We start from the raw sequence: 24,038 nt of genomic DNA on the forward strand, positions 1-24,038 counted from the left end.
AACCTCAGGGTTGTGCTGGCTCGTTGGTGCGCCGGCCGTAGCGGTTGGGTCCAGGCTGCCCCGGAAACAGGCACAACACAAGGAAGGCCACGATCGAGACCACCGGCACGAACAAGATCAGCGCCGCAATGCCCGGCTTGTCCAAATCGTGCAGCCGCTTGACCGCCAGGGCAATGTTCGACCACAGCGAGGCGATGAAGGCGACGAAGAAGATGAACGACCACATGTTGCTCTCGGCCGAACCTTCCGGCACCAGCGTGAAGCGGTAGAGCGGGAAGGCCTGGATGATGGCGACGAGCAACCCGCCAAGAAAATAGGCCGCGCGACTGACGCGGCCCGAGGTTTTGAAGAAAAGCCAGGTGAGATCTGATCTGTCAGGCAAGCGGGTCCGGTCCATATTGATTGGCGCCCCTGGCGCCTTCGAGAATGCCGCATTCCACCAGAAACCAGATCGGGCCGATCAATGGCACCAGCATGATCAGGCTCCACCAGCCCGACTTGCCGCGATCATGCCAGCGCTTGGCGTAGACTGCGAGTGCGAAATAGATCGAGGCCAGAGCGATGAGAATGCCGATGATGCCGATCTGGGCGCCACTGGCCGTGGTGATGCGTGTACCGAGGATCGCATCGAGAATAAAGGCAACGATGCCAATGACGATGAAAACGCCAATCGCGGCCCAGAACTTGCCACGGTTGATGCGACCGTCAAAACTTGTGAGCAGATACTTCCAGTCCATGTCACCCCTCCATGATGAACCCGCGCGACCGATTGTCGCGCCGGCGGAAGGTGCGCCCGCTTTGCGCAAAGATCAATCGCGCAGCAATTCGTTGATCGAGGTCTTGGACCTGGTTTTGGCGTCGACGCGCTTGACGATGACGGCGCAGTAGAGGCTCGGACCCGGCTCGCCGTTCGGAAAGGGCTTGCCCGGCATCGCTCCGGCGACGACGACGGAATTCGGCGGCACTTCGCCGTAGAAAATCTCGCCGGTGGCGCGGTCGACGATCTTGGTCGACTGGCCGATGAAGACGCCCATGCCGAGCACCGAGCCTTCGCGCACGATGCAGCCCTCGACCACTTCCGAGCGCGCGCCGATGAAGCAATTGTCCTCGATGATGGTCGGACCTGCCTGCATCGGCTCCAGCACGCCGCCGATGCCGACGCCGCCGGAAAGATGCACGTTCTTGCCGATCTGGGCACAGGAGCCTACCCCGACCCAGGTGTCGATCATGGTGCCTGTATCGACATAGGCGCCGACATTGACGAAGGACGGCATCAGCACGGCGCCCGGCGCGATATAGGCCGAGCGACGCACGATCGACCCCGGCACGGCGCGAAAGCCCTCCTTTTCGAAATCGACAGCGCCCCAGCCATCGAATTTCGACGGCACCTTGTCCCACCACGTCGCTTCGCCGGGACCACCCTTGATGATCTCCATCGGGTTGAGCCGGAAGGACAAAAGCACGGCCTTCTTCAGCCACTGGTTGACATGCCACTTGCCGTCGGACTGCCGCTCGGCGACGCGGACGGCGCCGCGGTCGAGCAGGTCAAGCGCCGACTGGATGGCATCGCGCGTTTCGCCGCGCGTCGCAGTCGAAATCGCATCGCGTTCCTCGAAGGCCTTCTCGATGGTCTTTTCGAGGCTCGCCAGATCGGGCTTCGACATGAATTCGCTCCATTACCAAGCTGTTAAGGGGCTGAGCCTTAACCTGTTTTGAAAGTCGCGCGGACCCTATGTTAAGGCTTAATGGGGGTCAATCGCGTGTGCGTCACGGGACGGCGCAGTTAAGGGAATTGGACGGGTAGTTATGACTCCTATGGAAAAGGCGGGGTGGACGCCGCTGCCGCATTCGGACGAGGATCTGGAGCGGTCGAAGAGCGTGCCTGACACGCCGCAGACGCGTGCCGAAACCTACCGGCTCGCCTGGAACGATCCCGACTTCATGACGCGGCGCGAGTTGCGCGCGGTCAGGCTGCAACTCGAACTCCTGAAACCGGAAATGATCCTAGCCGAACGCGGCATCCGCTCGACGGTGATCCTGTTCGGCGGTGCGCGCCTGCCGGAACCCGGCGGCGGGGCCTGGGCGGCCAAGAACGAGACGCAGAAGAAGAACCTCGAAGAGAACAGCAAATACTACGAGGAAGCGCGCAAATTCGCCCGCCTCTGCTCGCAGCAATCGGCTACCTCCTATTACCGCGAATATGTCGTGGTGACCGGCGGCGGGCCTGGCGTGATGGAAGCGGGAAACCGCGGCGCCGACGATGTCGGCGCGCCGTCGATAGGCCTCAACATCGTCTTGCCGCACGAGCAGGCGCCGAACATCTATGTGACGCCGGAGCTCTGCTTCAACTTCCATTATTTCGCTATCCGCAAGATGCATTTCGTCATGCGCGCCAAGGCGGTCGCGGTGTTTCCGGGCGGCTTCGGCACGATGGACGAATTCTTCGAGACGCTGACCCTGATCCAGACAGGGCGCATGGAGCGCGTGCCGGTGATCCTGTTCGGCAAATCCTTCTGGAAGCGGGCGATCGATCTCGATTTCCTCGCCGAGCAGGGCACGATCAGCCCCGGTGATCAGGACATCATCGACTTCGTCGACACCGCGGATGAGGCGTGGGGGATTATCAGCCGGTTCTATAAGTTAGGAGAGTAGGAGAGTAGGGGAGTAGGGGAATAGGGGAATTGGGGAATTGGGGAAGTGAAGAATTGAAGCGGCTCTGCGTTCGGATCGATCCCCAATTCGTCATTTCATCATTTCTTCATTTCCCCTCGCCCCTCTCCACAATCGCCGTCAGAAACCCCGCCAGATCGTCGGTGACGAAATCGACATCATCCTCATTGGCCGGGTCGCGCTCCCATATCTCGGAAAAGGTCGGCTCGAAATTGCGCGGCACGATCAGCACCGTGGTCATGCCGAGCGACTTCGGCACCGAAAGGTTACGGGCAAGATCCTCGAACATCACCGCATTGTGGCCGGTGACGGCGTGGAGTTCGGCGAACTTCTCGTAGGTCTGGCGCGCCGGCTTGGGATTGAGCCCCGCAGCGACGATGTCGAAGATGTCGTCGAAATGGTCGAGGATGCCGAGCTGGCGCGCGGTGCGCTCGGCGTGCCTGCGGTCGCCATTGGTGAAGATGAACTTGCGGCCGGGAAGCTGGCGGATGGCGGTGCCGAGAACGGGATCGGGCACCAGCCATGAATAGTCGATGTCGTGGACCTTCTCGAGGAAATCGTCGGGGTCGATGCCGTGGCGTGTCATCAGGCCGTTCAGCGTCGTGCCATATTCGCGGTAGAGCTCCTTCTGCAACTTGCGTGCATCGTCGCGCGGCAATGCCAACAGTTCGCCGACATAGGCGGTCATCTTGACGTCGATCTGCGAGAACAGATTCGAATGGTGCGGATAGAGCGTGTTGTCGAGATCGAAGACCCAGTCGGTGACATGGGCGAAGCGGGCGGGGTCAGGGAGCGTGGTCATGGACTCCTTATGGCATGAAACGCGCATTCCGAAAGCGACTTTATCCACAACTTCTGCTCGTTGAGGTTGCGTAAATCGTCTCACGATTCAAATTTTAGGCATCTGGGAAAGGTGGCCTTCAGGGCTTGCTGGCAGAGAGGCAGTCTTGTGGGAGCAAGCGATGAACAGCATAATTCTGAGATCCGCCGCCGTTGCTTTCGCCTCAGTCGCGGCCTCTCTCCTGCTGACCCTGATCATCGTTCCGGCCATGGGATTTCCGGTCAACCGGACGATCTGGCTGACCTCCACGCTCTGTCCGCTGGTGCTGGCGTGGGCCGCCAGCGCAAGCACTTTCTGGCAAAGCGACAGGCTGAAAAACGCGCATCGCGATCTCGCCCGAGCCCATGCCCAGCTCGCCGCCGCGCATCGCCGCCTGGCGGAAAAGGCGAGCCGCGACGACATGACCGGCATGCTCAACCGGGAAAGCTTCTTTGCCGCGCTCGACGGTTCGCGCCGCAAGTCCGATCGCGGCGCGCTGCTGATCATCGATGCCGACCACTTCAAGACCATCAACGACAATTTCGGCCACCTGACCGGCGATGACGCGCTGCTTTTGATCGCCAGCGCGATTCAGCGCGGCGTGCGCAGCGGCGATGTGCTCGGCCGCATCGGCGGCGAGGAATTTGGCGCCTTTCTGGTTGGCGCCACCGAGCAGGAGGCCAAGCGCGTCGCCGAGCGCATTCGCCGCGAAGTCGAGCTGATCCGCTTCCGGCCCGTCGACGAGCGGACCATTCCGCTCACGGTCAGCATCGGCGGTACTGTCTGCGGCGAGGAAGCCAGCGTGTCGGAGTTGATGCGCGCCGCCGACCGACGCCTCTACCAGGCCAAGCACCAGGGCCGTAACCTGACGATCATCGACACCGGCATTTCCGAGGCGGCGTGATCCGATCTGCTGCAACCGGCCTGTTAAGAAAACTCTAACCTTGTTTGCACTCGGTTGTACCGCTTAGCCGGGTTTTCACTGCTTTGCGGCCAGACTTGGCACGATACTGGCTTCCACGGTGATGCATGTGTCGTTCCGGGAATTGCCGTTCTGGGAACGCCATGCAGTGCCGAAGCCCAGCCGAGAGACCAGCCATGAGTTTCATCATCAAGAAAATGTCACGCCGCGCGCTCGTGCAGGCGTTGATCGCATTGCCTGCCCTGTCTTTGTTCCGCAAGCTGCCTGATGCCGATGCCGCCGGTCCAAAGCCCGACCCGAACGAGATCGTCGAGGTCGGTGGCTGGATCCTGAAGCGGAGCGACCTGGCATGATCTTCGACAGCTACGAGGCGTATCGCGCTGCGAACTTCACCCCGAAGGTCTGCATCCTCGGCTCCGGTCCGGCCGGCATGACCATTGCCCGCAAGCTTGGCGCGGCCGGCATTCCGGTGGTGGTGATGGAGGCCGGTCCGCGCGAATTCAGCGACGACTCGCAGGACTTTTACCGGGGCAGCACGGTCGGGGATTTCTATTTCGATCTCGACATCACCCGGCTGCGGTTCATGGGGGGCAGTTCCAACCACTGGGCAGGCTGGTGCCGCGTGCTCGACAAGCAGGATTTCGAGCCGAAGGCCTGGGTACCCGATACGGGCTGGCCGATCGCCCGCACCGACATCGAACCCTATCTGCCGGAAGTGCGCGATATTCTCGACCTTCCGGCCCTCCGGCCCGATATGCCGATCTCGGACGACATTCGCTGGGTGCAGCTGATCAAGAGCCCGGCCGTGCGCTTAGCCGAGAAGTTCGGCGATGAACTCGACAAGGCCACGAACATCGCGGTGGCGCTCAACACTTGTGCCACCGAACTTGCCGGCGACGGCAGACGCGTGACTGGCGCCAGGCTGTGGTCGCACGGACAGGATGCGGGCTCGTTCAGCGCTGACTATTTCATCGTCTGCACCGGTGGGCTGGAGAATTCGCGGCTGCTTCTGTGGTCCAACCAGCGCTCGAACGGCGGCGTCGTGCCGAATGCAACTGCGCTTGGCCGCTACTGGATGGAGCATCCGACCTTCGAGGGCGGCAACGCCATCCTGGCCGACTATAACGCGTTCGAGGTCGACGCCGTCAACGAGGCCTTCTTCTCGCCGACACTCGCCGCCATGGAGCGGCTGCAGATCATGAATTTCGGCATCCGGCTGATCGAGACGCCGTATCCCGGCGTCAAGAGCCTTATCGCCGACCTCGCCTGCACGGCGCCCAGCATGGCGGAATGGATGTCCTACCAGCTCAGTCAGAGACTGCGCTGCGCGGCCCAGCTCTACGTCGCCTGGGAACAGGCGCCGCTGGCCTCCAACCAGATCGAGTTGTCGAAGACCGATGTCGACCATGCCGGCGTGCCGCGCATCGAACTGCACTGGAAGAAATCCGAACTGGAACATCGCACCCTTCTCGAAGGGCTCAGACTGTTCGGCGCAACGCTGATCGAGAAGAATCTCGGCCGCGTGCGCATTGCCGACTGGATCAGCAATGGTCAGGACTATCCGACCAACGACGAGACGGCGGGCCATCACCATATGGGCGGCACGCGCATGGGCACCGACATCAGCAAGAGCGTGGTCGACGCCAACTGCAAGGTGCACGGCATGGACAATCTCTATGTCGGCGGCTCCTCGGTGTTCTGCACGTCGGGTCAATGCAACCCGACGACGACGATCACTGCGCTGGCCTGCCGGCTGGGCGACCATCTCAGCAAGGTGGTCACCGCCTGACGGCTGCAGGGCAGCATGCTGCCTAGGGCAGTTCACCGTTTCACGGAACGGCGATCCGCTCTAACTCTTTGTTTGACGCAATTCCGGACGGAAAACCGTTTCACACTTTTCCTGGAATTGCTCTAGAGCGTCGCCGGGTCGAGCGCCGGCTGGTCCTTGCGCCGGGCGACGATTGCCGCGAAATCGGCGGTCTGGAAGGCATCGCGCAAGGCATCGAAGGACGGCAGCACGAAATAGGCGCGCTGGAACTTGTCGATCTCGTAGCCGGTGCGCATCACCGTTTCCAGGTCGAAGGGCACGTGGTGGGCGTCCTTGCCTTCGACGGCGAACTGCAGCTCGGTAAACGACGACATAAGGCCGGCGCCAAAGGCCTTCAGCGGCTGGCCGGCCTCCCGCATCAGGCCATATTCGGCCGTGTACCAGTAGAGCCGGGAAATCATCTCGTCGCCACCCAGCGCGATGATGTCGCCGGCCTTCTCGCCATACATCTGCATGAAATCGGCGAACACCGGTTGCGACAGCGCCGGCACATGGCCGAAGAAATCATGGAACATGTCGGGCTCGACAATGTAGTCGAGCTCCTGCCTGGTCCGCAGCCAGTTGGTGACCGGGAAGCGGCGATCGGCGAGATGGTCGAAAAACGGAGCCGCGGGAATGAGCCCCGGCACCGCGACGATCTGCCAACCGGTCAGTTTGCGCAGCTTGGCGCTGACCTCGTCGAAGTCGGGAATACGGTCGAGCAGGCCGAGTTTTTCGACGCCGTCGAGGTAGGAATGGTGGGCGAGCTTGCGCGTCAGTCTGGTCTGGCGGTCGCACAGCGTGCGCCACACCGCCTGCTCTTCATCGCTGTAATCGTAACCCTGCGACACGGTGAAATCGGCACGGCAGACCGAGTAGTCGCCGCGCAATCCTTGCGCCGCGCAGTCGCGGGCGTATTCGGCAACGCTCATCGTCGTCATGGTTTTTCTCCTCGCAAAGCAAATGGCCGACGTGTTGAAGGTTAAGCGGGTTTGCGGAGGCGAATCGGTTTTGATGATGGTTCGAATTCGGAAATCGGGATAATATTCACTCATAAATTCCCAGGAAGGAGTGGAAATGCCTCAATTCGATGATTTCGAGATCAAGATGCTCGATGTCCTGCAGCGCGACGGGCGCAAGCCGGTTTCCGAACTGGCGCAAGAGATCGGCCTGTCGACGACACCATGCGCGCGGCGCTTCGAGGCGCTGCAGGAGGCCGGCATCATCAAGGGATTTGCCGCCGTGATCAGCCGCCGCGCTGTCGGGCTGATGGTCGAGGTGTTCATCCAGGTGCGCCTCGTCAGCCACAGCGACGGCTCGCCCGAAAGCTTCATCGCCGCCGTGCAGCGCATGGACGAGGTTTCCTCGTGCTGGACGATGACCGGCGACCATGACTTTCTGCTGCATGTCATGGTGCCGTCGGTCGACGAGCTCAACGCTTTCGTCATGCACCGGCTGATGCGGCTCGACGGCGTGCGCGACGTCCACACGCAGTTGGTGCTGCAGAACATCAAGGGCCCGGGCCATGTGCCGCTCGGGCATCTCAGGCGATGACAATGCCTGCCCTTCGCACTCCTTGAGGAAAAGCTGCACGCAAACTGCTGAAACGGGCCAAGCGCGTGTCCACATCGCCGGCCAGCTTGTGCGGGCCAACTGCCCAGGAGGTCCGCCATGAAAATCGTCCTGATCAATCCGCCGCACACCGCCATCGGCAGCCGCGTGCCCGACGATCACCTGCCGCCGATCGGCCTGCTGGCGATCGGCGGGCCGCTGATCGATGCCGGCCATCAGGTGCGCCTCGTCGACGCCGAGTTCGGGCCTATGCCGCTCGATGACGTCGTGCGCAGCGCACTGGAGGACCACCCCGACTTCGTCCTGATCGGCCATTCCGGCTCGACCTCGGCGCATCCGACCGCCTTGGCGATCGCGCGCATGATCAAGGAGCGCGAGCCGGCGACCATCATCATCTATGGCGGCGTTTTCCCGACCTATCATTGGCGCGACATCCTGGCCGCTACCGATGCCTTCGACTTCATCGTGCGCGGCGAGGGCGAAGCGACGGTGGTGGCGCTGGTCGAAGGGCTGGAAATGCGCCAGCCGCCGGCGAGCGTGGCCGGCATCGCCTATCGCGACGATCTCAGCCGCCCCTTCGCCACACAGGCGGCGATGACCATTGCCGACCTCGACGCCTACCGCGTCGGCTGGGAACTGATCGACCATACCAGTTACAGCTACTGGGGCGGCAAGCGGGCCGTGGTCATGCAGTTTTCGCGCGGCTGTCCGCATCTGTGCAACTATTGCGGCCAGCGCGGCTTCTGGACCCGCTGGCGGCATCGCGATCCGGTGAAATTCGCCAGGGAGATCGCATGGCTGCATCGCCAACATGGCGTCGAGCTCATCAATCTCGCCGACGAGAATCCGACGGTCTCGAAGAAAGCCTGGCGGGCCTTCCTCGATGCCCTGATCACCGAGAACGTGCCGGTGCTGATCGTCGGTTCGACCCGTGCCGACGACATCGTGCGCGATGCCGACATCCTGCATCTCTACCGCAAGGCCGGTGTCATCCGCTGGCTGCTCGGCATGGAAAACACCGACGAGCAGACGCTTCAGTTGATCCGCAAGGGCGGCAGCACCTCATCCGATCGCGAGGCGATAAGGCTGCTGCGTCTCAGCGGCATCCTGTCTATGGCGACCTGGGTGTCCGGCTTCGAGGACGAAGGGTTTCGCGACCTGTGGCGCGGCTTTCGCCAACTCATCGCCTACGACCCCGACCAGATCCAGGCGCTTTATGTGACGCCGCATCGCTGGACGCCGTTCTTCCGCATCGCGCGGGATCGCAAGGTGATCCAGCAGGATGCGCGCCTGTGGGACTACAAGCACCAGGTGCTGCAGATGACGCGGCTGAAGCCGTGGATGCTGTTCTTCAGCGTCAAGCTGATCGAGCTGGCGGTGCAATCGCGGCCGAAGGCGCTGGCCCGCATCCTGTTCCACAAGGATCCCGAGCAGCGCCATTCGATGCGCTGGTACACACAGATGGGCCGCCGCGTGTGGTTCCGCGAGGTCTGGGGCTTTCTGGTCCGCGACATCAGGGTGAAAGACGGCCCGACGCTGGCCGAATTCTGGGGCGCGCCGCAGGACGCCGAGGAGGAATCGATGTCCGTTCGACGCCCGGCCAGAAAGCCCGCCATTCCCACCATCGACAATATTGAAGATTCCGAGGCGAGAAAGTTAGCCGGCTGACGAGCCCCTCAGGGCACGATCAGCGTGCCGGCGCCATGTTCGGTGAACAGTTCCAGCAGCACCGCATGCGGGGTCTTGCCGTTGAGGATGACGACGCCTTCGACGCCGCGCTCGATCGCTTCGATGCAGGTCTCGACCTTGGGGATCATGCCGCCCGAGACCGTGCCGTCCTTGATCAGCGCCTTGGCCTCGGCCACGGTCAGTTCGTCGATCAGCTTCTTGTTCTTGTCGAGCACACCCGGCACGTCGGTGAGGAACAGCAGGCGCGTCGCCTGGCAGGCGCCGGCAATGGCGCCGGCGAAGGTGTCGGCGTTGATGTTGTAGGTGTGGCCGTCGCGTCCCGGCGCCACCGGCGCCAGCACCGGGATCATTTCGGAGCGTGCCAGAAGATCGAGCAAGGTACGGTCGACCTCGACCGGCTCGCCGACGAAGCCGAGATCGAGCACGCGCTCGATGTTGGAGTCCGGATCGATCATGGTCTTGCGGGCCTTTTCGGCGAACACCATGTTGCCGTCCTTGCCGCACAGGCCGATCGCCCATTCGCCCTCGGCGTTGATCAGCGCGACGATCTCCTTGTTGATCGAACCGGCCAGCACCATTTCGACGATCTCGACCGTCTTCTGGTCGGTGACGCGCAGGCCGCCTTCGAACTTGGATTCGATGCCCATCTTGGCCAGCATGGCGCCGATCTGCGGGCCGCCGCCGTGGACGACGATCGGGTTGACGCCGGATTGCTTGAGCAGCGCGATGTCGCGCGCGAAGGCCTTGCCGAGCTCGATGTCGCCCATGGCATGGCCGCCATATTTCACCACGACCGTCTTGTGCTCGTAGCGCTGCATGTAGGGCAGCGCCCGCGACAACAGGGCTGCCTGCATTTCGGCGGTGGCGGTTATTTCCGTCATCGGCTTTTTTCCCTGGAGATCGGTAAGGACGGCGGCGTCTTAGCGGGAATTGGCGCCGCCCGCAAATGGCTTTGCTGTCATATTCGAGCGCTTCACGACCTCGTCATCGTGTCGGCACCATCAGCGGCGCCCTGCGACCCAGCCAACCCGAGATCTTCTCCATCTGCGCGGCGAGCGACAAAAGCGTCTCCTCGTCGCCCGGACGGCCGGCAGCCTGGACGCCGATCGGCAGGCCGGCGTCGGTGACATGGACCGGCAGGGCGATCGATGGCTGGCCGCTGACATTCTGGATCGCCGGCCAATGGGTGAACCAGAGGCTCTTGTCCATCAACTGGCCGAAGAACGGCTTCAGCTTCAGCAAGGGCGTCAGGTGAAGCTTGTCGAGCAGGTTCTCGATGAGGTCGTCGGCGCCTTTCGGATCCATTGCGCCGCAGGCAAGCGGCGGGTGGGCAATGATCGGCATCAGCACGGCGTCATACTGCGCGGTCTCTGCGATCAGCCGCCGTGAGGCGGCATGCAGCCGCTGCAGGTCGGCATAGGTCTCGCCGGCCGACACCAGTTCGCCGAAGCGGGCGAGCACGCGCGTGGCCCGCTCGATGTCGCCGGCAACGGAACGGCCGACGCGCAGCGCTTCGGCCCGCATCGTGCCAGCGACGGCGGAGGCAACCGTCCTGCAGAAATCGGCGAAGAAATCGCGGCCGATAAAGGGCAAGTCGATCTCCTCGACCGTGTGGCCGCCCTCGCGGGCAAGCGCCACCGCCGTGTCGAGCGCCTTGAGCGTCTCGTCCGAGATCGGCAGGCCAAGCGGCGATTTGCGGTACACGGCCAGACTGAGCTTGCCGGGATCGCGCGCGGCGGCAGCCGCGAACGTGCCTTTCGGCCGCGGCGCGGCATAGGGCGACAGAGGATCGGGCCCGTGGGTCAGGTCGAGCAGCAGCGCGCAATCGCGCACCGAACGGGTGAGCGCATGGTCGACGACCATGCCGTACCAGCTTTCGCTCACCAGGGGCGTCAGCGGTGTACGGCCGCGCGACGTCTTCAGGCCGACAAGTCCGGTGCAGGCGGCAGGCACACGGATCGAGCCGCCGCCATCGGAGGCATGCGCCACCGGCACGACGCCGGCTGCGACCAGTGCTGCCGAACCGCCCGAAGAGCCGCCGCTGGTATGGCCGGTGTTCCACGGATTGCGGGTGATGCCAAAGGCCCTTGATTCGGTCATCAATCGAAGCCCGTGCTCCGGCGATGTCGAGGTGACGATCGGGATAAGTCCGGCAGCGAGATAGCGGTCGGTCAGCGCCGAATTGACGTCGGCCAGCCATGCCGGAATGCGGCTGCCGCCATGCGTCGGCACGCCCTTGATGGCGATGCCAAGATCCTTGATGGCGAAGGGAACACCAGCCAGCGGCAGCGAGGGGTCGACGGTCTTGGCGCGGGCGCGGGCAGCATCGTAGAGCGGTTCGGCCGTGGCATTGATGTCGGGACGGGTGGCCTCGGCGCGGGCAATCGCGGCGTCGGTCAGTTCGACGGCCGAAACCTCGCCCTTGCGGACCAGATTGGCGAGGCCGGTGGCATCTTCTTCCCAAAGGATCCGTTCGACCGACATGCGCGCTCCCCCATCAATGAAGGCAAGCTAGCCAGTGGCAATTCCATTGGCAATCGATCGACGGATCCGGGCCGGCGACACACAAAAGCTTAGGCGTGCACAAGGTTATTTCCGTCGTTGCAAATACATGGCAATCGCCTAATTTGCCTGCAATGACGCCGCAGGACATCACCAAGCTGATCGTTCGGACTTCGATGAAGGATCGGGCCGCGTTCGATCTGCTTTACCGGCAGACCAGCGCGAAACTTTTTGGCGTCTGTCTTCGTGTATTGAACGACCGGGGAGACGCGGAAGAAGCGCTGCAGGAAGTCTTCGTCAAGATATGGACGAAGGCCGACCGTTTTGCTGTTTCCGATCTAAGCCCGATCTCCTGGCTGGTGGCAATCGCGCGCAATCATGCGATCGATCGCATCAGAGCGCGGCGCAAACCCGCCGCCGACATCGATGCCGCGCTCGACGTGGCCGATCCGGCGCCGGGGCCTGAAGCGATGGCGGTGGCGGGCGACGAATCCGAACGTATCCACCATTGTCTCGATGAGCTGGAGAAGGACCGGGCAGCAGCCGTCCGGGGCGCCTATCTCAAGGGCGAGAGCTATGCCGAACTGGCGGAGCGCCATGGCGTGCCGCTGAACACGATGCGTACATGGCTGCGCCGCAGCCTGTTGAAACTCAGAGAATGCCTGGAAAGATGACGCTGGCAGAAGACACAGGACCGGAACGTGGAGGCGACGACCTGCTCGCCGCCGAGTACGTTCTCGGCGTGCTCGATGCCGACGAACGCCAGATCGTCTCTCGCCGCATCGATGCGGATACGGCTTTCGCCCGTCTTGTCGAGGACTGGGAGGTCAGTCTCTCACCGCTTGCCGCCGCCTATCGGGAAGTCGAGCCGCCGGTTTCGGTGAAGACCGCGGTCGACCGCCGCCTGTTCGCTACCGCTGCCGCGGTGAGCAGGCCCGCCGAAGTGCGCGGCGGCCTGTGGTCCAGCCTGGCCTTCTGGCGCGGCCTTGCCGCAGCCGCGGTTGCGGCACTGGCGATTTACATCGCCGTGCCCATTCTCAACCCACCGGTCGAGCAGCCGCAGGCGCGACTCGTCGCTTCGCTGGCCGCCGAAGGCAGCGACGTCAAATATCTTGCCGTCTACGACGCCGCGCATCACGAAGTCGGCCTGTCGCATGTCTCCGGTGAGCGTGCTTCCGGCAAGGACTTCGAGCTGTGGATGATCGAGGGCAAGAACCCGCCGGTCTCGATGGGCGTCATTCCGGCAGGTGCAACGGCGCATATTATCGTCTCGCCGGCGGCCCATCAGAAACTTGCCCAGGGCGCGGTGCTTGCCGTCAGCCTCGAGCCGTCGGGCGGTTCGCCGACCGGACAGCCGACCGGACCGGTGGTTGCCGCTGGCGACCTGAAGAGCATCTGACCGGCTCTTCACCTGAAAAATCACAACAGACTATCATAAGTCTATCCTTCGCTGAACATGCCCATAGACAGCATGTCGGCAGGCGGCCGATGGCTCGGGAAATCCCTCTGCGCCATGGATAAAATCAAAAATCACAATATTTCTGAAACTCGGGCGAGTTTGTTCCGTATCTCCTCGCGTCCCCAAAAATGGGAAGAGAAAAACCCGAGGAGTTCGACATCATGCGTAGATACGCCACCCTTTTGCTCGCCGGTACGATCGCCGTTTCGGCCCTTGCCACCGCCGCCTACGCCGAAAACCCGATGGTTGGCGGCGCCGCCATGTATGCCAACAAGAACATCGTCGAGAACGCCGTGAACTCGAAGGATCACACCACCCTGGTCGCCGCCGTGAAGGCCGCCGGCCTTGTCGAGACGCTGCAGGGCGCCGGTCCGTTCACCGTGTTCGCGCCGACCAACGAAGCCTTCGCAGCCCTTCCGGCCGGTACGGTCGAGACGCTGCTCAAGCCCGAAAACAAGGACAAGCTCACCAAGATCCTGACCTGCCATGTCATCGGCGCCAAGGCGATGGGAGCAGATGTCGCCGCGATGGCCAAGGCTGACGGCGGCACCCACAAGGTCAAGACGGTCGGCGGCTGCGAATTGTCGCTCAAGGCCGACGGCGGCAAGGTCACGGTCACCGACGAGAACGGCAATGTCGCCAATGTGACGATCGCCGATGTCGAACAGTCCAATGGCGTCATCCACGTCATCGACAAGGTTCTTTTGCCCAAGATGTAACAAGGGGCTTGCTGCCGGCGAACTGACGGCAAGGACCCTCCGTCGATTGCACGATCCCGCTCCCGTGATCCGCAATTGGCCCGTGCACTTCGCGCCCGCCTGCATTCGGATGTGGGAGGGCGCGGAGTGTTCGTTCGAGGGGCTACCGTCACCGGCTTTTGATTTCCGCGCGGCGGTGTAGTTTGGCAAAAGGACATCAGGAGGAACTGGTCATGAACCGTCGCGACTTTCTTTTGAGCGGTGCCGCCGCCATCGGCGTGATCGGGGCCGCGGCAACGATGCTGCGCATGGGCGATCCGCAGGCAGCACAAGCGGCCGAGAGCTTCGAGGTCGTCAAGACCGACGCCGAGTGGAAAGCCATCCTGTCGCCGGCCGCCTTCGACGTGCTGCGCAAGGAAGGCACGGAGTACCCCGGCACCAGCCCGCTGCTCAACGAACACCGCAAGGGCATTTTCGCCTGTGCCGGCTGCGACCTGCCGGTCTATTCGTCGGAGACGAAATTCGATTCCGGCACCGGATGGCCGAGCTTCTGGCAAGAGATCCCCAAGGCGATCGGCACGACCGTGGACAGGTCGCTCGGCATGACGCGTACCGAGGCACATTGCCGCCGCTGCGGCGGCCATCTCGGCCATGTCTTCGACGACGGTCCGGCGCCGACCGGCCTGCGCCACTGCATCAACGGCGTCGCGCTGACCTTCAAACCCGCCACGGCCTGAGTCCATAGACTGGAATGCAAAAAACTCCGGGCTTGCGGCCCGGAGTTTTTTGCGCGGTCAGAGCTTTTCGGGCATGGACTGGAGGAGCTTCCCGAAACCGCTGCCCACGTATCTTTGTCTTGTCGCAATCTCCAAGGGAAAGCGCTGCGCACTTTTCCTGGAATTGCTCCGTATCAGTGCCCCCCACCGCCGCCGCCACCCGGTGCGGCCGGCTTGCGGATCAGCATGGTGAACAGGCCAAGCGTCGCAAACAGCACCGTCAGCATGAAGAACACGTCCATGAAGGACAGCAGCGCCGCCTGCTGCTGGACCATGCCAGACAACTTGGAGATCGCAGCGCTTGTGGCGTCGAGGCCGGGGGTCTGCTCGAAATTGCGGGTCATGTTCTGCAGCTTGGTCTGCGCGGCTTCACTGCCCCATTGCACATGCTCGGAGAGCCTTGCGTAGTGGAAGGCGTTGCGGTCGATCAGCACGGTGTTGATCAGCGCAAGGCCGACGGCACCGCCAAGGTTGCGGGTGAGATTGAACAGGCCGGACGCATTCTTCAGCCGCTCGGGCGGCAAGGTGCCGAGCGCGATGTTGTTGATCGGAACCATGCACAGCATCATCGAACAGCCGCGCAGGATCTGCGGGATGAGCAGCTCATAGAAATCCCAGTCGGCGGTCAGATGCGTCATCCACCAGGTGCCGGTGGCGAAGCCGAAGAAGCCGATCATCATCATCAGGCGCGGGTCCATCTTGTTCGACAGGATGCCCGAGATCGGCGCGGTGAAGAACATCGCCAAGCCGCTGACGAACAGAGCCTCGCCGATCATCATCGAATCGTAGCCGCGGATGCGCCCGAGGAACACCGGGTAGAGATAGGTCAGGCCGTAGAGACCGATGCCGATGACGAACGAGAACAGCGAGCCGAAGGCGAAGTTGATGTTGGTGAAGGCCTTCAGGTCGACGATCGGCTCCTCGGCGGTGAATACGCGCCAGAAGAACAGGACCGCGCCGACGGTCATGACGACGGCGCAGATGAAGACGCCCTGGTCCTGCAGCCAGTCATTGTTGGGGCCTTCCTCGAGCACATATTCCATGCAGCCCAGGAAAGCCGCCATGCCGGCGAGGCCCCACCAGTCGAACTTGCTGAACAGCTTGAGGTTGGGCTTGTCGAAGTCGATCAGCGTCCAGGCCGCCGTTGTCACCAGGATGCCGGGCACGACGTTGACCAGGAACAGCCAATGCCAGGACATGGCATGGCTGATATAGCCACCGACGGTCGGGCCGATGGTCGGCGCCAGCGTCGCCACGAGGCCGATCATCGGCGAGACGACGGCGCGGCGCGAGGGCGGGAAGATGGTGAAGGCAGCGGCAAAGACGCTCGGTATCATGCCGCCGCCGATGAAGCCCTGGACGGCGCGGTAGACGATCATCTGGTCGATGTTGGTGGCGGTCGCCGCCAGCGCACTGGCCGCGGTGAAGCCCGCCGCCGAGATGGTGAACAGCACGCGCGTCGACAGCATCCGGCTGAGAAAGCCGGACAGCGGGATCATCACCACTTCGGCGATCAGGTAGGCGGTCTGCACCCACGGAATTTCGTCGGAGCTGGCGCTCAGGCCGGCCTGGATCTCCGACAGCGAGGCGGAGACGATCTGGATGTCGAGGATGGCCATGAACATGCCGAACACCATCGCCAGGAAGGCGATGACGCGCCGCGTCGAAATGGTGTCAGGCACAGCCGGCCTCGCCGGCGGCGCTCCTGCTGTCAGGGTTGCGGTTGCCATGGCATTGCTCCCCGGCCGCCGCTCAATTCGACGCTGCCACTGACGCCGACCCGGATGGGGCGGTGCGGCTGTCGACGGCGACGACGACGCTCAGGCCGGCGCGCAGCTTACCGCTCTTCAGCGCATCGGCCGGCACATCGATGCGGACCGGAACGCGCTGCACGACCTTGGTGAAGTTGCCGGTGGCATTTTCGGGCGGCAGCAGCGAGAACACGGCACCCGAAGCCGGCGCCAGCGACGAAACGGTTCCCTCGAAGTCCTGGCCGTCGGTCGCATCGACCGAGATCCTGACCTTCTCGCCGGGAACCAGCCGGGCAAGTTGTGTCTCCTTGAAGTTGGCGACAATGTAGAGCTTGTCCATCGGCACGATGACGGCGAGCTTCTGGCCGGGGCTGACAAGGTCGCCCTGCTCGACCGAGCGGTTGCCGACGATGCCGTCATATGGCGCCTTGAGCACGGTGAAGGAAAGATCGCGCAGCGCCTTGTCATGGCTGAGCTGCAGGGACGCCAGCGTGCTCGCCGATTCCGCGCGCTGCGCCTGCAGCACGCCGATATTGGCTTGCGCGGCGGCGATCTGTGCGTCGGCGCCGACAAGGGCGGCATCGGCCTGCTGGACCGCGGTCTGGGCGTCGTCCAGCTGCGCCTGTGTGCCGACATGGGTCTTGAGCAGCTGCGAGGCGCGCGCCGCGACCTTGGCTGCGTTGTCGGCCGCGGCCTGGTCGGCGACCTTCTGCGCCTGGGCCTGCTGCAGCGAGGCGCGGGCCGCGTCGGTCTGGGCGTCGATACGGTCGAGCGTCTTGCTCAAGGTGGCGATCTGCGCCTCGGCCTGGGCGACGGCAATCTTGTAATCGCCGTCATCGACGACGAGCAGCGGATCGCCGGCCTTGACCAGCTGGTTCTCGCTGACCTTGACCTGATCGACATAGCCGGAAATCTTGGGCGAGATGAACGCCATGTCCGCCTGGACATAGGCATCGTCCGTCGAGATCATGAAGCGGCCCGTTGTCCAGTAGTCGTACCCATACCAGGCGCCGGCGCCCAACAAGGCAACACCGATGACCGGCAGCAGGAAGGAACGCACCGAACGCTTCTTCCTGGCCGGAGCCTCTGCCGGCGGCGACGAGACGGGCTGGACAGGTACTTCCGGTGCTTCCGTCGCTGGCGCAACCTTGGCGTTGGGGAAGGGACGGACTTCGGCAGTGGTCGGCGCGTTCGAGGACATGACATCTCTCTAAAGTTATAATATAATACTGAACCGTTCGGTTCGATCCGGCCGTTGACATAGCGCGTAAAGAGGACCATATCAAGGGCAATCGAACCGCTTGGTTCGAATTATTTTCGAGGTGTGACTTTCATGGCCGAGACCCCGCCCAATGTCGAAAACGAGTCGTGTGACGACCTGTTGGAAAGCTTGCGTCGTGGCCGCCCGGCCGCGGGGCAGGATCCGGCCAAGCGCAGCCAGATCATCGACGGCGCCCGTCGTGTCTTCATCGACAAGGGCTTCGAAGCCGCCTCGATGAACGACATCACCCGCGAGGCCGGCGTCTCCAAGGGTACGATCTACGTCTACTTCGCCAACAAGGAAGAGCTGTTCGAGGCGCTGATCGAGGAAGAGCGCGGCACCATCTTCAAGAACATGTATGACGTGCTGGACAACGCCGACAACCTGCGCGAGACGCTGGTGAAGTTCGGCAAGGTGCTGGCTCTCAAGATCACGTCGGCCAAGGTCGTCCAAGCGCAGCGCACGGTGATCGGGGCATCAGACCGTATCCCCGACATGGGCGCGCGTTTTTACGAGCGCGGTCCCAAGCGTGGCCACGACAAGGTCGCGGCCTTTCTCAATGCCGCCATCGAGCGCGACCTGCTGCGCATCGACGATGTCGATCTTGCCGCCTATCAGTTCACCGAACTGTGCCTGGCCGGTCTGTTCCGCCAGTGCATCTTCGCCTACCGCACCAAGGCCCCGACCCAGGACGAGATCGACCACATCGTCAGGTCAGGCGTCAGCATGTTCCTGAAGGCCTACGGCACCGAAAGGCTTGTGGCGGAAGAAGGCCATCAGACGATTGCTATCGAGGCCAAGCCCTAGCCAGACCATGCTCTAACTCTTTGTTTAGACGCAATTCTGAACGGAAAACCGCTTCACACTTTTCCTAGAATTGTTCTAAGGTGCGGATGCTTTAGCCGCCATTGGCGGCAAGCACGATGGCTGCCTGCAATTCCTGAAGGCCCTCGGCCTTTTCAGAAGAGGTGGCCAGCACGAACGGGAACGCCGCCGGCCGCTTCTTGATCTTTGCCAGCGTCTCCTCGATCAGCCTCGGCACGCCGGCAGTCTTGATCTTGTCGGTCTTGGTCAGCACGATCTGGTAGGACACCGCCGCCTTGTCAAGCAGCGACAGCACTTCGTCGTCCTTGGCCTTGATGCCATGACGGGCGTCGATCAGCACATAGACGCGTTTCAGCGTGACCCGGCCCTTGAGGTAATCGAAGACCAGCTTGGTCCACTCGTCGACCTTCTCCTTCGGCGCGGTGGCGTAGCCGTAGCCGGGCATGTCGACCAGCGCCAAGGGCGGCAGGTCGGCGCCCTCGCCCGAAAATCCATCCGGCACGAAATAGTTGAGCTCCTGCGTGCGCCCCGGCGTGTTGGAAGTGCGCGCCAGCCCCTTCTGGTTGACCAGCGCGTTGATCAGCGACGACTTGCCGACATTCGAGCGGCCGGCAAAGGCGATTTCCGGCGGCCCTTCCGGTGGCAGGAACTTCATCGCCGGCACGCCGCGGATGAAGATCCACCCTCGCGTAAACAGTTCGGTGCCGATTATGCTGCTGTTCAGAGCGTTCAAGCTGCTGCCTCCAGAAGAGAAATATTGGCACCCCGGATAGCATCGAGGTTGCGGCTGACCTTGTCTACCGGCCAGTCCCACCACGCCACCGCCAGCAGCCGCCTGATTGTCCGGTCGTCGAAACGCATCTTTACCACCTTGGCCGCGTTGCCGGCGACGATCGCATAGGGCGGCACGTCGTGCGTCACCACTGATTTCGCAGCGACGATGGCGCCGTGGCCGATTTCCACCCCGGGCAGGATCACCGCCTCCATGCCGATCCAGACGTCGTTGCCGACGATGGTGTCGCCGCGCACCTCCTTCGACCAGGTCGCCGGATCAAAACCCTTTTCCCAGCCATGGCCGAAAATATTGAACGGATAGGTCGAAAAGCCGGACATGGCGTGGTTGGCGCCGTTCATGATGAAGCGCGCGCCCTCGGCGATGGCGCAGAACCTGCCGATGATCAGCTTGTCGCCTATGAACGGATAGTGATGCAGGACGCATTTCTCGGCGAATTTGTCCGGCCCGTCGGGGTCGTCATAATAGGTGAAGTCGCCGATCTCGATGTTCGGCGCGTTCACCAGTCCCTTGAGGAAGCCGACGCGGGTATGCATCGGGATCGGGTGCTTGATGTCTGGGTTGGGTCCGTCCATGTCGAAATCCGTCAGAGAAATGGCCGCCAGGTGCATCCGAAACTCGAATGCGCCCGTTCAAAATAGCGTGATCCGCCCTATAGCACCAATCGGGCGACGAGCGAGCTTTCCTTGACGGCCTTGCTCATTTGCTGCCGCGGCAAATCACGATCGGATCGGACAGCGCACTGTCGAAACCGCTGCCCTGATAGACGGTGACATTCGTGGCGCCGGGCGGCAGCATGAAGCTGCCTTCAACGATTTTCTGGTCGCCGGCCGGCATGTGGAGAGCCCAGCTATAGGTGCAAAACTGAGGCGGCGCCTGGGGTTCGACGTGGCTGCAGTTCAATTGCGCGCCACCCAGCATGGCGGCGCCGCCGCAACTGACGGCGCCCTTTGCGAGCGCAATGCCCGGCCATCCCGCAATGGCCGCCACGGTCGCGATCTTCAGCCAATTCATCGTCGTATCCTTGCCCGGCAACAGCCCGCTACCTGAGCCTTTGGGTGGGTCGCAGCCCATGCGTCATTTTTTCCAGGCGGGCTTAGTCCGTCTTGCGCACCGCGTCCAGCAAGATTATGTGCATGATGATAATAAGCATGCTCACTAACAGTCGCGCCGAAAAACTCCAGTACCTCCCATGCCATCGTCACCCAACATCAGCTTCGTGCTGCACGATGTCGCGCGCCTGCTTCGAAAGCGGTTCGAGCAGAGGTCGCGGGCATCGGGGCTGACCCGCGCCCAGTGGCAGGTGCTGGCCTATCTCAGCCTGCATGAAGGCATCCACCAGAACAAACTGGAGGACCTGATCGAGATCACGCCGATCACGCTCGCCCGGCTGCTCGACAAGATGGAAGCAAGCGGCTTCATCGAGCGCCGGCCCGATCCCGCTGACCGCCGGGCATGGCTGCTGTACCTGAAGCCGCAAGCCCATCCACTGATCGAAATCATGCGCGGCAATGGGCGGAAGACGCGTGACGAGGCCTTTGTCGGCCTTTCCGCGGATGCGCAACTGCATCTGCTGCAAACCCTATCCCTCATCAAATCCAATCTGCTCGCGGCTTGCGCCCAGCCTGCCGCCGACCGGGAGAAAACACATGGCTGAATCAACCTCACCAAAGAAGCCTGTCGAAGAAGACGGATCCGCCGCCGACCGGGCGCGCGACCAGGTCATCCGGCTGGACAGCGAACGCGAGCAAAGGCGAGCCAGCACCGTCATCGACAATGACGAGCTCGAAGCACCGGTCGCCCTGGAGCCGGCGGCGCTCGAGGCTCCGTCCAAGGAGCCACGCCAGGCCGGGGTTGCGGTGGCGCCTCCGGCGCCGGTCAAGCCCAAGCGCGGCCGGGCACGGCCGATCCTGTTTGCCCTGCTTCCGTTCGCGCTGGTCGTCGGCGGCTATTACTACGTCATCGGCGGCCAGGTCATGACGACCGACAATGCCTACATCCAGGCGCAGTCGCTCGGCGTTTCCACCGATGTCTCCGGCACTGTGTCCGAGATCGACGTGCACGAGAACGAGGCGGTGAAGAAGGACCAGGTGCTTTTCCGGTTGCGGCCGGCCTCTTTCGAAACCGCTCTTGCCGCCGCCCAGGCACAGCTCGGCACAGTGCGCAACCAGGTGCTGACCTTGCAGGCGAGCTACCAGCAGTCGCAGGCGCTGATCGAGCAGGCGCAGGCCGACATCCCCTATTACGAGGCCGCTTTCCAACGCCAGCAGGATCTGCTCAAGACCTCCACCTCCTCCAAGGCGACCTTCGATAGCGCCCAGCACGACCTCGTCGCCGCCCGCCAGAAAGTGTCCGTTGCCCAAGCGCAGGCACAGGCGACGCTTGCCCAGCTCGGCGGCGACGCCAGCCAGCCGGTGGAGAAGAACCCGTTCTATCTCCAGGCGCAGTCGGCGGTGGACGACGCCCAGCGCAACCTTGCCGATTCCATCGTCAAGGCGCCATTCGACGGCATCGTCACCAATGTCGACGCGCTTCAGGTCGGCAAGTACCTGCCGGCTTCGCAGCCGGCGTTCAGCCTGATTTCGGCGACCGAGCTGTGGATCGCGGCGGAGCCTAAGGAAACCGAACTGACCTATGTGCGGCCGGGACAGACGGCGACGATCAGCGTCGACAGCTATCCCGGTGCCGTCTGGCACGGCAGGGTCGTCTCGATCAGCCCGGCGTCGTCGTCGAGCTTCTCGCTGCTTCCGGCGCAGAACACCACCGGCAACTGGGTCAAGGTCGTGCAACGCATTCCGATGCGCGTGACGGTGGACGATCTCCAGGGCAAGCCGCCGCTGCGCGGCGGGATGAGCGTCGTGGTCGGCATCGATACCGGCCATGCGCGCGGCCTGCCGGACTTCGTGACGGACCTCCTCGGTCGGTTCGGACAAAAGTCATGACCGGCGCGTCCGCGACAGGTGGCGTGGTCGCCAATCGCGGCGCCATCACCGCCTGCGTGATCCTGGCCGTGATCATGCAGGCGCTGGACACCACCATCGCCAATGTGGCGCTGCCCTATATCCAGGGCAGCGTTTCGGCGAGCGCCGACCAGATAAACTGGGTGCTGACGTCCTACATCGTCGCGGCAGCCGTCATGACGCCGCCTTCGGGCTATCTTGCCAATCGCTTCGGCCGCAAGCGCATCCTGCTGATCTCGATCACCGGCTTCGTCGTCGCGTCGGTGCTGTGCGGCTTCGCGCAGTCGCTGCCGCAGATCGTCGGCTTCCGCCTGCTGCAAGGCCTGTTCGGCGCAGCCCTGGTGCCGCTGGCGCAGAGCATCCTGCTCGACATCTACAGCGTCGAGGAGCGCGGCTCGGCGATGGCGCTGTTCGGCGTTTCGGTGATGGTCGGGCCGGTGCTCGGGCCGGTCATCGGCGGCTGGCTGACCGAGAATGTCAGCTGGCGCTGGGTGTTCTACATCAACGTACCGATCGGCGCGCTGGCTTTCGCCGGCGTCTCGATGTTCGTCCAGGAAACCAAGACGGACCTCAAGGCCAGGCTGGACTGGCTGGGCTTCGGCATGCTCAGCGTCACCATCGCGTCGCTGCAGATGTTCCTCGATCGCGGCGAGCAGCTCAACTGGTTCTCGTCGTCCGAGATCATCGTCGAGGCGCTGATCTGCGCGTCGGCCTTCTACATCTTCCTCGTCCACACCTTCACCGCCAAAAACACCTTCGTGAACCCGCGGCTGTTCCTCGACAGGAATTTCGCCGTCGGCATGATCTTCATCTTCATCATCGGCATCACCTATCTGGCCTCGCTGGCCCTGATGACGCCCTATCTGCAGACGCTGATGGGCTATCCGGTGGTGACGGCCGGCATCGTCATGGGGCCGCGCGGTCTCGGCACCATGGCTTGCATGTTCCTGGTCGGCAGGCTGATCGGCAAGGTGGACACACGCTGGCTGCTTCTAACCGGCCTGCTGGTCACCGCCTGGGCGATGTACGACATGACCGGCTGGACGCCTGACGTCTCGCAATGGACGATCATCAGCACCGGCTTCATCCAGGGCGCGGGCCTGGGTTTCCTGTTCGTGCCGCTGACCACCATCACCTTCGCCACGCTGGCGCCGGAGCGGCGCGCGGAAGGCACAGGCCTTTACAATCTGTCACGAAACATCGGCTCCAGCGTCGGCATCTCGGTGGTCACCGCGCTGTTGACGCAGAACGTGCAGATCAACCACGCCAACATCGCCACCTATGTGACACCCTACAACCAGGCGTTCAGCAATCCGGCGATCTTCCAGGCAATGGATCCCTACAGCGCCGCGGGCCGCGCCGCGCTCGACGGCGTGGTGACGCTGCAGGCCACGATCATCAGCTATATGAACGACTTCAAGCTGATGATGATCCTGTCGCTTGCCGCCATTCCGCTGGTTCTGTTGCTGCGCAAGCCGGCGACTCCGGCCAAGATCGACCACAGCGCCGTGATGGAGTGACGACGCTCGAAAC

General features: G+C 63.0%; 26 protein-coding genes. 14 read left to right on the plus strand and 12 right to left on the minus strand.

Features of this window, described 5'->3' with window-relative positions:
- Positions 1 to 4 precede the first annotated feature (4 nt).
- The 3 genes from A9K65_RS03070 to dapD form a co-directional block, all read right to left on the minus strand.
- A complete protein-coding gene (locus A9K65_RS03070) occupies positions 5 to 382 on the minus strand; it encodes a DUF805 domain-containing protein (protein ID WP_024502086.1) in 378 nt (125 codons plus the stop codon).
- Positions 375 to 737: a DUF805 domain-containing protein gene (locus A9K65_RS03075; protein WP_013528479.1), complete on the minus strand. Its 363-nt coding sequence runs from the start codon at positions 735 to 737 to the stop codon at positions 375 to 377. The genes A9K65_RS03070 and A9K65_RS03075 overlap by 8 nt, the downstream gene beginning before the upstream one ends.
- A gap of 72 nt (positions 738 to 809) precedes the next feature.
- Positions 810 to 1,664 (minus strand): 2,3,4,5-tetrahydropyridine-2,6-dicarboxylate N-succinyltransferase, encoded by an 855-nt coding sequence (gene dapD / locus A9K65_RS03080; protein ID WP_064992794.1) that lies wholly within the window; start codon positions 1,662 to 1,664, stop codon positions 810 to 812.
- Between the two features lie 142 nt (positions 1,665 to 1,806).
- Between dapD and A9K65_RS03085 the strand changes: the two genes are divergently transcribed.
- Positions 1,807 to 2,652, plus strand: coding sequence for an LOG family protein (locus A9K65_RS03085; protein WP_084015519.1), 846 nt, complete (start codon positions 1,807 to 1,809; stop codon positions 2,650 to 2,652).
- 106 nt (positions 2,653 to 2,758) lie between these two features.
- On the opposite strand, the gene A9K65_RS03090 is transcribed toward A9K65_RS03085, so the two are convergent.
- The gene (locus tag A9K65_RS03090; RefSeq protein ID WP_013528482.1) at positions 2,759 to 3,472 is read right to left on the minus strand and encodes a pyrimidine 5'-nucleotidase; all 714 of its coding nucleotides are present in this window, start codon (positions 3,470 to 3,472) and stop codon (positions 2,759 to 2,761) included.
- Positions 3,473 to 3,632: 160 nt separating this feature from the next.
- On the opposite strand from A9K65_RS03090, the gene A9K65_RS03095 reads away from it, so the two are divergent.
- The 3 genes from A9K65_RS03095 (at position 3,633) to A9K65_RS03105 (ending at position 6,201) form a co-directional block, all read left to right on the plus strand.
- The gene (locus tag A9K65_RS03095; RefSeq protein ID WP_013528483.1) at positions 3,633 to 4,394 is read left to right on the plus strand and encodes a GGDEF domain-containing protein; all 762 of its coding nucleotides are present in this window, start codon (positions 3,633 to 3,635) and stop codon (positions 4,392 to 4,394) included.
- Positions 4,395 to 4,588: 194 nt separating this feature from the next.
- Positions 4,589 to 4,765 carry a hypothetical protein gene (locus A9K65_RS03100; RefSeq protein ID WP_013528484.1) on the plus strand — a complete coding sequence of 59 codons (177 nt, stop codon included), beginning with the start codon at positions 4,589 to 4,591 and terminating at the stop codon, positions 4,763 to 4,765.
- Positions 4,762 to 6,201, plus strand: coding sequence for a GMC family oxidoreductase (locus tag A9K65_RS03105; protein WP_064992792.1), 1,440 nt, complete (start codon positions 4,762 to 4,764; stop codon positions 6,199 to 6,201). Before A9K65_RS03100 ends, A9K65_RS03105 begins: the two co-directional genes overlap by 4 nt.
- Before the next feature lie 122 nt (positions 6,202 to 6,323).
- Here A9K65_RS03105 and phhA read toward each other — a convergent pair whose 3' ends face one another.
- On the minus strand, positions 6,324 to 7,160 hold the full coding sequence (phhA, locus tag A9K65_RS03110; protein WP_064993022.1) for a phenylalanine 4-monooxygenase: 837 nt from the start codon (positions 7,158 to 7,160) through the stop codon (positions 6,324 to 6,326).
- 136 nt (positions 7,161 to 7,296) lie between these two features.
- Here phhA and A9K65_RS03115 point away from each other — a divergent pair, with 136 nt between their 5' ends.
- Together A9K65_RS03115 and bchE are read left to right on the plus strand one after the other, a co-directional pair.
- Positions 7,297 to 7,773, plus strand: a complete 477-nt coding sequence (locus A9K65_RS03115; protein ID WP_027040109.1) for an Lrp/AsnC family transcriptional regulator — start codon at positions 7,297 to 7,299, stop codon at positions 7,771 to 7,773.
- Positions 7,774 to 7,890: 117 nt separating this feature from the next.
- On the plus strand, positions 7,891 to 9,459 hold the full coding sequence (gene bchE, locus A9K65_RS03120; RefSeq protein WP_064992791.1) for a magnesium-protoporphyrin IX monomethyl ester anaerobic oxidative cyclase: 1,569 nt from the start codon (positions 7,891 to 7,893) through the stop codon (positions 9,457 to 9,459).
- 8 nt (positions 9,460 to 9,467) lie between these two features.
- Here bchE and argB read toward each other — a convergent pair whose 3' ends face one another.
- Positions 9,468 to 10,361: an acetylglutamate kinase gene (argB, locus tag A9K65_RS03125; RefSeq protein ID WP_013528489.1), complete on the minus strand. Its 894-nt coding sequence runs from the start codon at positions 10,359 to 10,361 to the stop codon at positions 9,468 to 9,470.
- Between the two features lie 103 nt (positions 10,362 to 10,464).
- On the minus strand, positions 10,465 to 11,964 hold the full coding sequence (locus A9K65_RS03130) for an amidase (protein ID WP_064992790.1): 1,500 nt from the start codon (positions 11,962 to 11,964) through the stop codon (positions 10,465 to 10,467).
- A 152-nt stretch (positions 11,965 to 12,116) separates the two neighbouring features.
- Here A9K65_RS03130 and A9K65_RS03135 point away from each other — a divergent pair, with 152 nt between their 5' ends.
- The 4 genes from A9K65_RS03135 to msrB all read left to right on the plus strand — a co-directional run bounded on the left by A9K65_RS03135 (position 12,117) and on the right by msrB (position 14,876).
- Positions 12,117 to 12,656 carry a sigma-70 family RNA polymerase sigma factor gene (locus A9K65_RS03135; protein WP_013528490.1) on the plus strand — a complete coding sequence of 180 codons (540 nt, stop codon included), beginning with the start codon at positions 12,117 to 12,119 and terminating at the stop codon, positions 12,654 to 12,656.
- Entirely contained in the window at positions 12,653 to 13,381 is a 729-nt protein-coding gene (locus A9K65_RS03140; protein ID WP_013528491.1) for an anti-sigma factor, read from the plus strand. Before A9K65_RS03135 ends, A9K65_RS03140 begins: the two co-directional genes overlap by 4 nt.
- Positions 13,382 to 13,602: 221 nt before the next feature.
- Positions 13,603 to 14,160 carry a fasciclin domain-containing protein gene (locus tag A9K65_RS03145; RefSeq protein ID WP_013528492.1) on the plus strand — a complete coding sequence of 186 codons (558 nt, stop codon included), beginning with the start codon at positions 13,603 to 13,605 and terminating at the stop codon, positions 14,158 to 14,160.
- A gap of 212 nt (positions 14,161 to 14,372) precedes the next feature.
- Complete coding sequence (gene msrB, locus A9K65_RS03150) at positions 14,373 to 14,876, plus strand: peptide-methionine (R)-S-oxide reductase MsrB (RefSeq protein ID WP_013528493.1); 504 nt, start codon at positions 14,373 to 14,375, stop codon at positions 14,874 to 14,876.
- 173 nt (positions 14,877 to 15,049) lie between these two features.
- Here the strand turns inward: msrB and A9K65_RS03155 are convergent, their stop codons facing one another.
- Both A9K65_RS03155 and A9K65_RS03160 read right to left on the minus strand, forming a co-directional pair.
- The gene (locus A9K65_RS03155) at positions 15,050 to 16,645 is read right to left on the minus strand and encodes a DHA2 family efflux MFS transporter permease subunit (protein WP_024502091.1); all 1,596 of its coding nucleotides are present in this window, start codon (positions 16,643 to 16,645) and stop codon (positions 15,050 to 15,052) included.
- A 22-nt stretch (positions 16,646 to 16,667) separates the two neighbouring features.
- Complete coding sequence (locus A9K65_RS03160; RefSeq protein WP_013528495.1) at positions 16,668 to 17,867, minus strand: HlyD family secretion protein; 1,200 nt, start codon at positions 17,865 to 17,867, stop codon at positions 16,668 to 16,670.
- A 132-nt stretch (positions 17,868 to 17,999) separates the two neighbouring features.
- Here A9K65_RS03160 and A9K65_RS03165 point away from each other — a divergent pair, with 132 nt between their 5' ends.
- Complete coding sequence (locus tag A9K65_RS03165) at positions 18,000 to 18,734, plus strand: TetR/AcrR family transcriptional regulator (RefSeq protein WP_013528496.1); 735 nt, start codon at positions 18,000 to 18,002, stop codon at positions 18,732 to 18,734.
- A 91-nt stretch (positions 18,735 to 18,825) separates the two neighbouring features.
- On the opposite strand, the gene yihA is transcribed toward A9K65_RS03165, so the two are convergent.
- The 3 genes from yihA to A9K65_RS03180 all read right to left on the minus strand — a co-directional run bounded on the left by yihA (position 18,826) and on the right by A9K65_RS03180 (position 20,559).
- Positions 18,826 to 19,485, minus strand: coding sequence for a ribosome biogenesis GTP-binding protein YihA/YsxC (gene yihA, locus A9K65_RS03170; protein ID WP_024502094.1), 660 nt, complete (start codon positions 19,483 to 19,485; stop codon positions 18,826 to 18,828).
- The gene (locus A9K65_RS03175) at positions 19,482 to 20,120 is read right to left on the minus strand and encodes a CatB-related O-acetyltransferase (protein WP_027161114.1); all 639 of its coding nucleotides are present in this window, start codon (positions 20,118 to 20,120) and stop codon (positions 19,482 to 19,484) included. Before A9K65_RS03175 ends, yihA begins: the two co-directional genes overlap by 4 nt.
- A 124-nt stretch (positions 20,121 to 20,244) precedes the next feature.
- The gene (locus A9K65_RS03180; RefSeq protein ID WP_024502096.1) at positions 20,245 to 20,559 is read right to left on the minus strand and encodes a hypothetical protein; all 315 of its coding nucleotides are present in this window, start codon (positions 20,557 to 20,559) and stop codon (positions 20,245 to 20,247) included.
- 178 nt (positions 20,560 to 20,737) lie between these two features.
- Here A9K65_RS03180 and A9K65_RS03185 point away from each other — a divergent pair, with 178 nt between their 5' ends.
- From A9K65_RS03185 to A9K65_RS03195, 3 genes are read left to right on the plus strand one after another with little or no spacing between them, the layout of a single operon-like run.
- Positions 20,738 to 21,202, plus strand: coding sequence for a MarR family winged helix-turn-helix transcriptional regulator (locus A9K65_RS03185; protein WP_064992788.1), 465 nt, complete (start codon positions 20,738 to 20,740; stop codon positions 21,200 to 21,202).
- Positions 21,195 to 22,487 carry an HlyD family secretion protein gene (locus tag A9K65_RS03190; RefSeq protein WP_084015517.1) on the plus strand — a complete coding sequence of 431 codons (1,293 nt, stop codon included), beginning with the start codon at positions 21,195 to 21,197 and terminating at the stop codon, positions 22,485 to 22,487. Before A9K65_RS03185 ends, A9K65_RS03190 begins: the two co-directional genes overlap by 8 nt.
- Positions 22,484 to 24,025 (plus strand): DHA2 family efflux MFS transporter permease subunit, encoded by a 1,542-nt coding sequence (locus A9K65_RS03195; RefSeq protein WP_064992787.1) that lies wholly within the window; start codon positions 22,484 to 22,486, stop codon positions 24,023 to 24,025. The genes A9K65_RS03190 and A9K65_RS03195 overlap by 4 nt, the downstream gene beginning before the upstream one ends.
- The last annotated feature ends 13 nt before the right edge of the window (positions 24,026 to 24,038 follow it).

Origin of the sequence: Mesorhizobium sp. WSM1497, assembly GCF_001672455.2 — a bacterium.
GTDB lineage: Bacteria > Pseudomonadota > Alphaproteobacteria > Rhizobiales > Rhizobiaceae > Mesorhizobium > Mesorhizobium ciceri.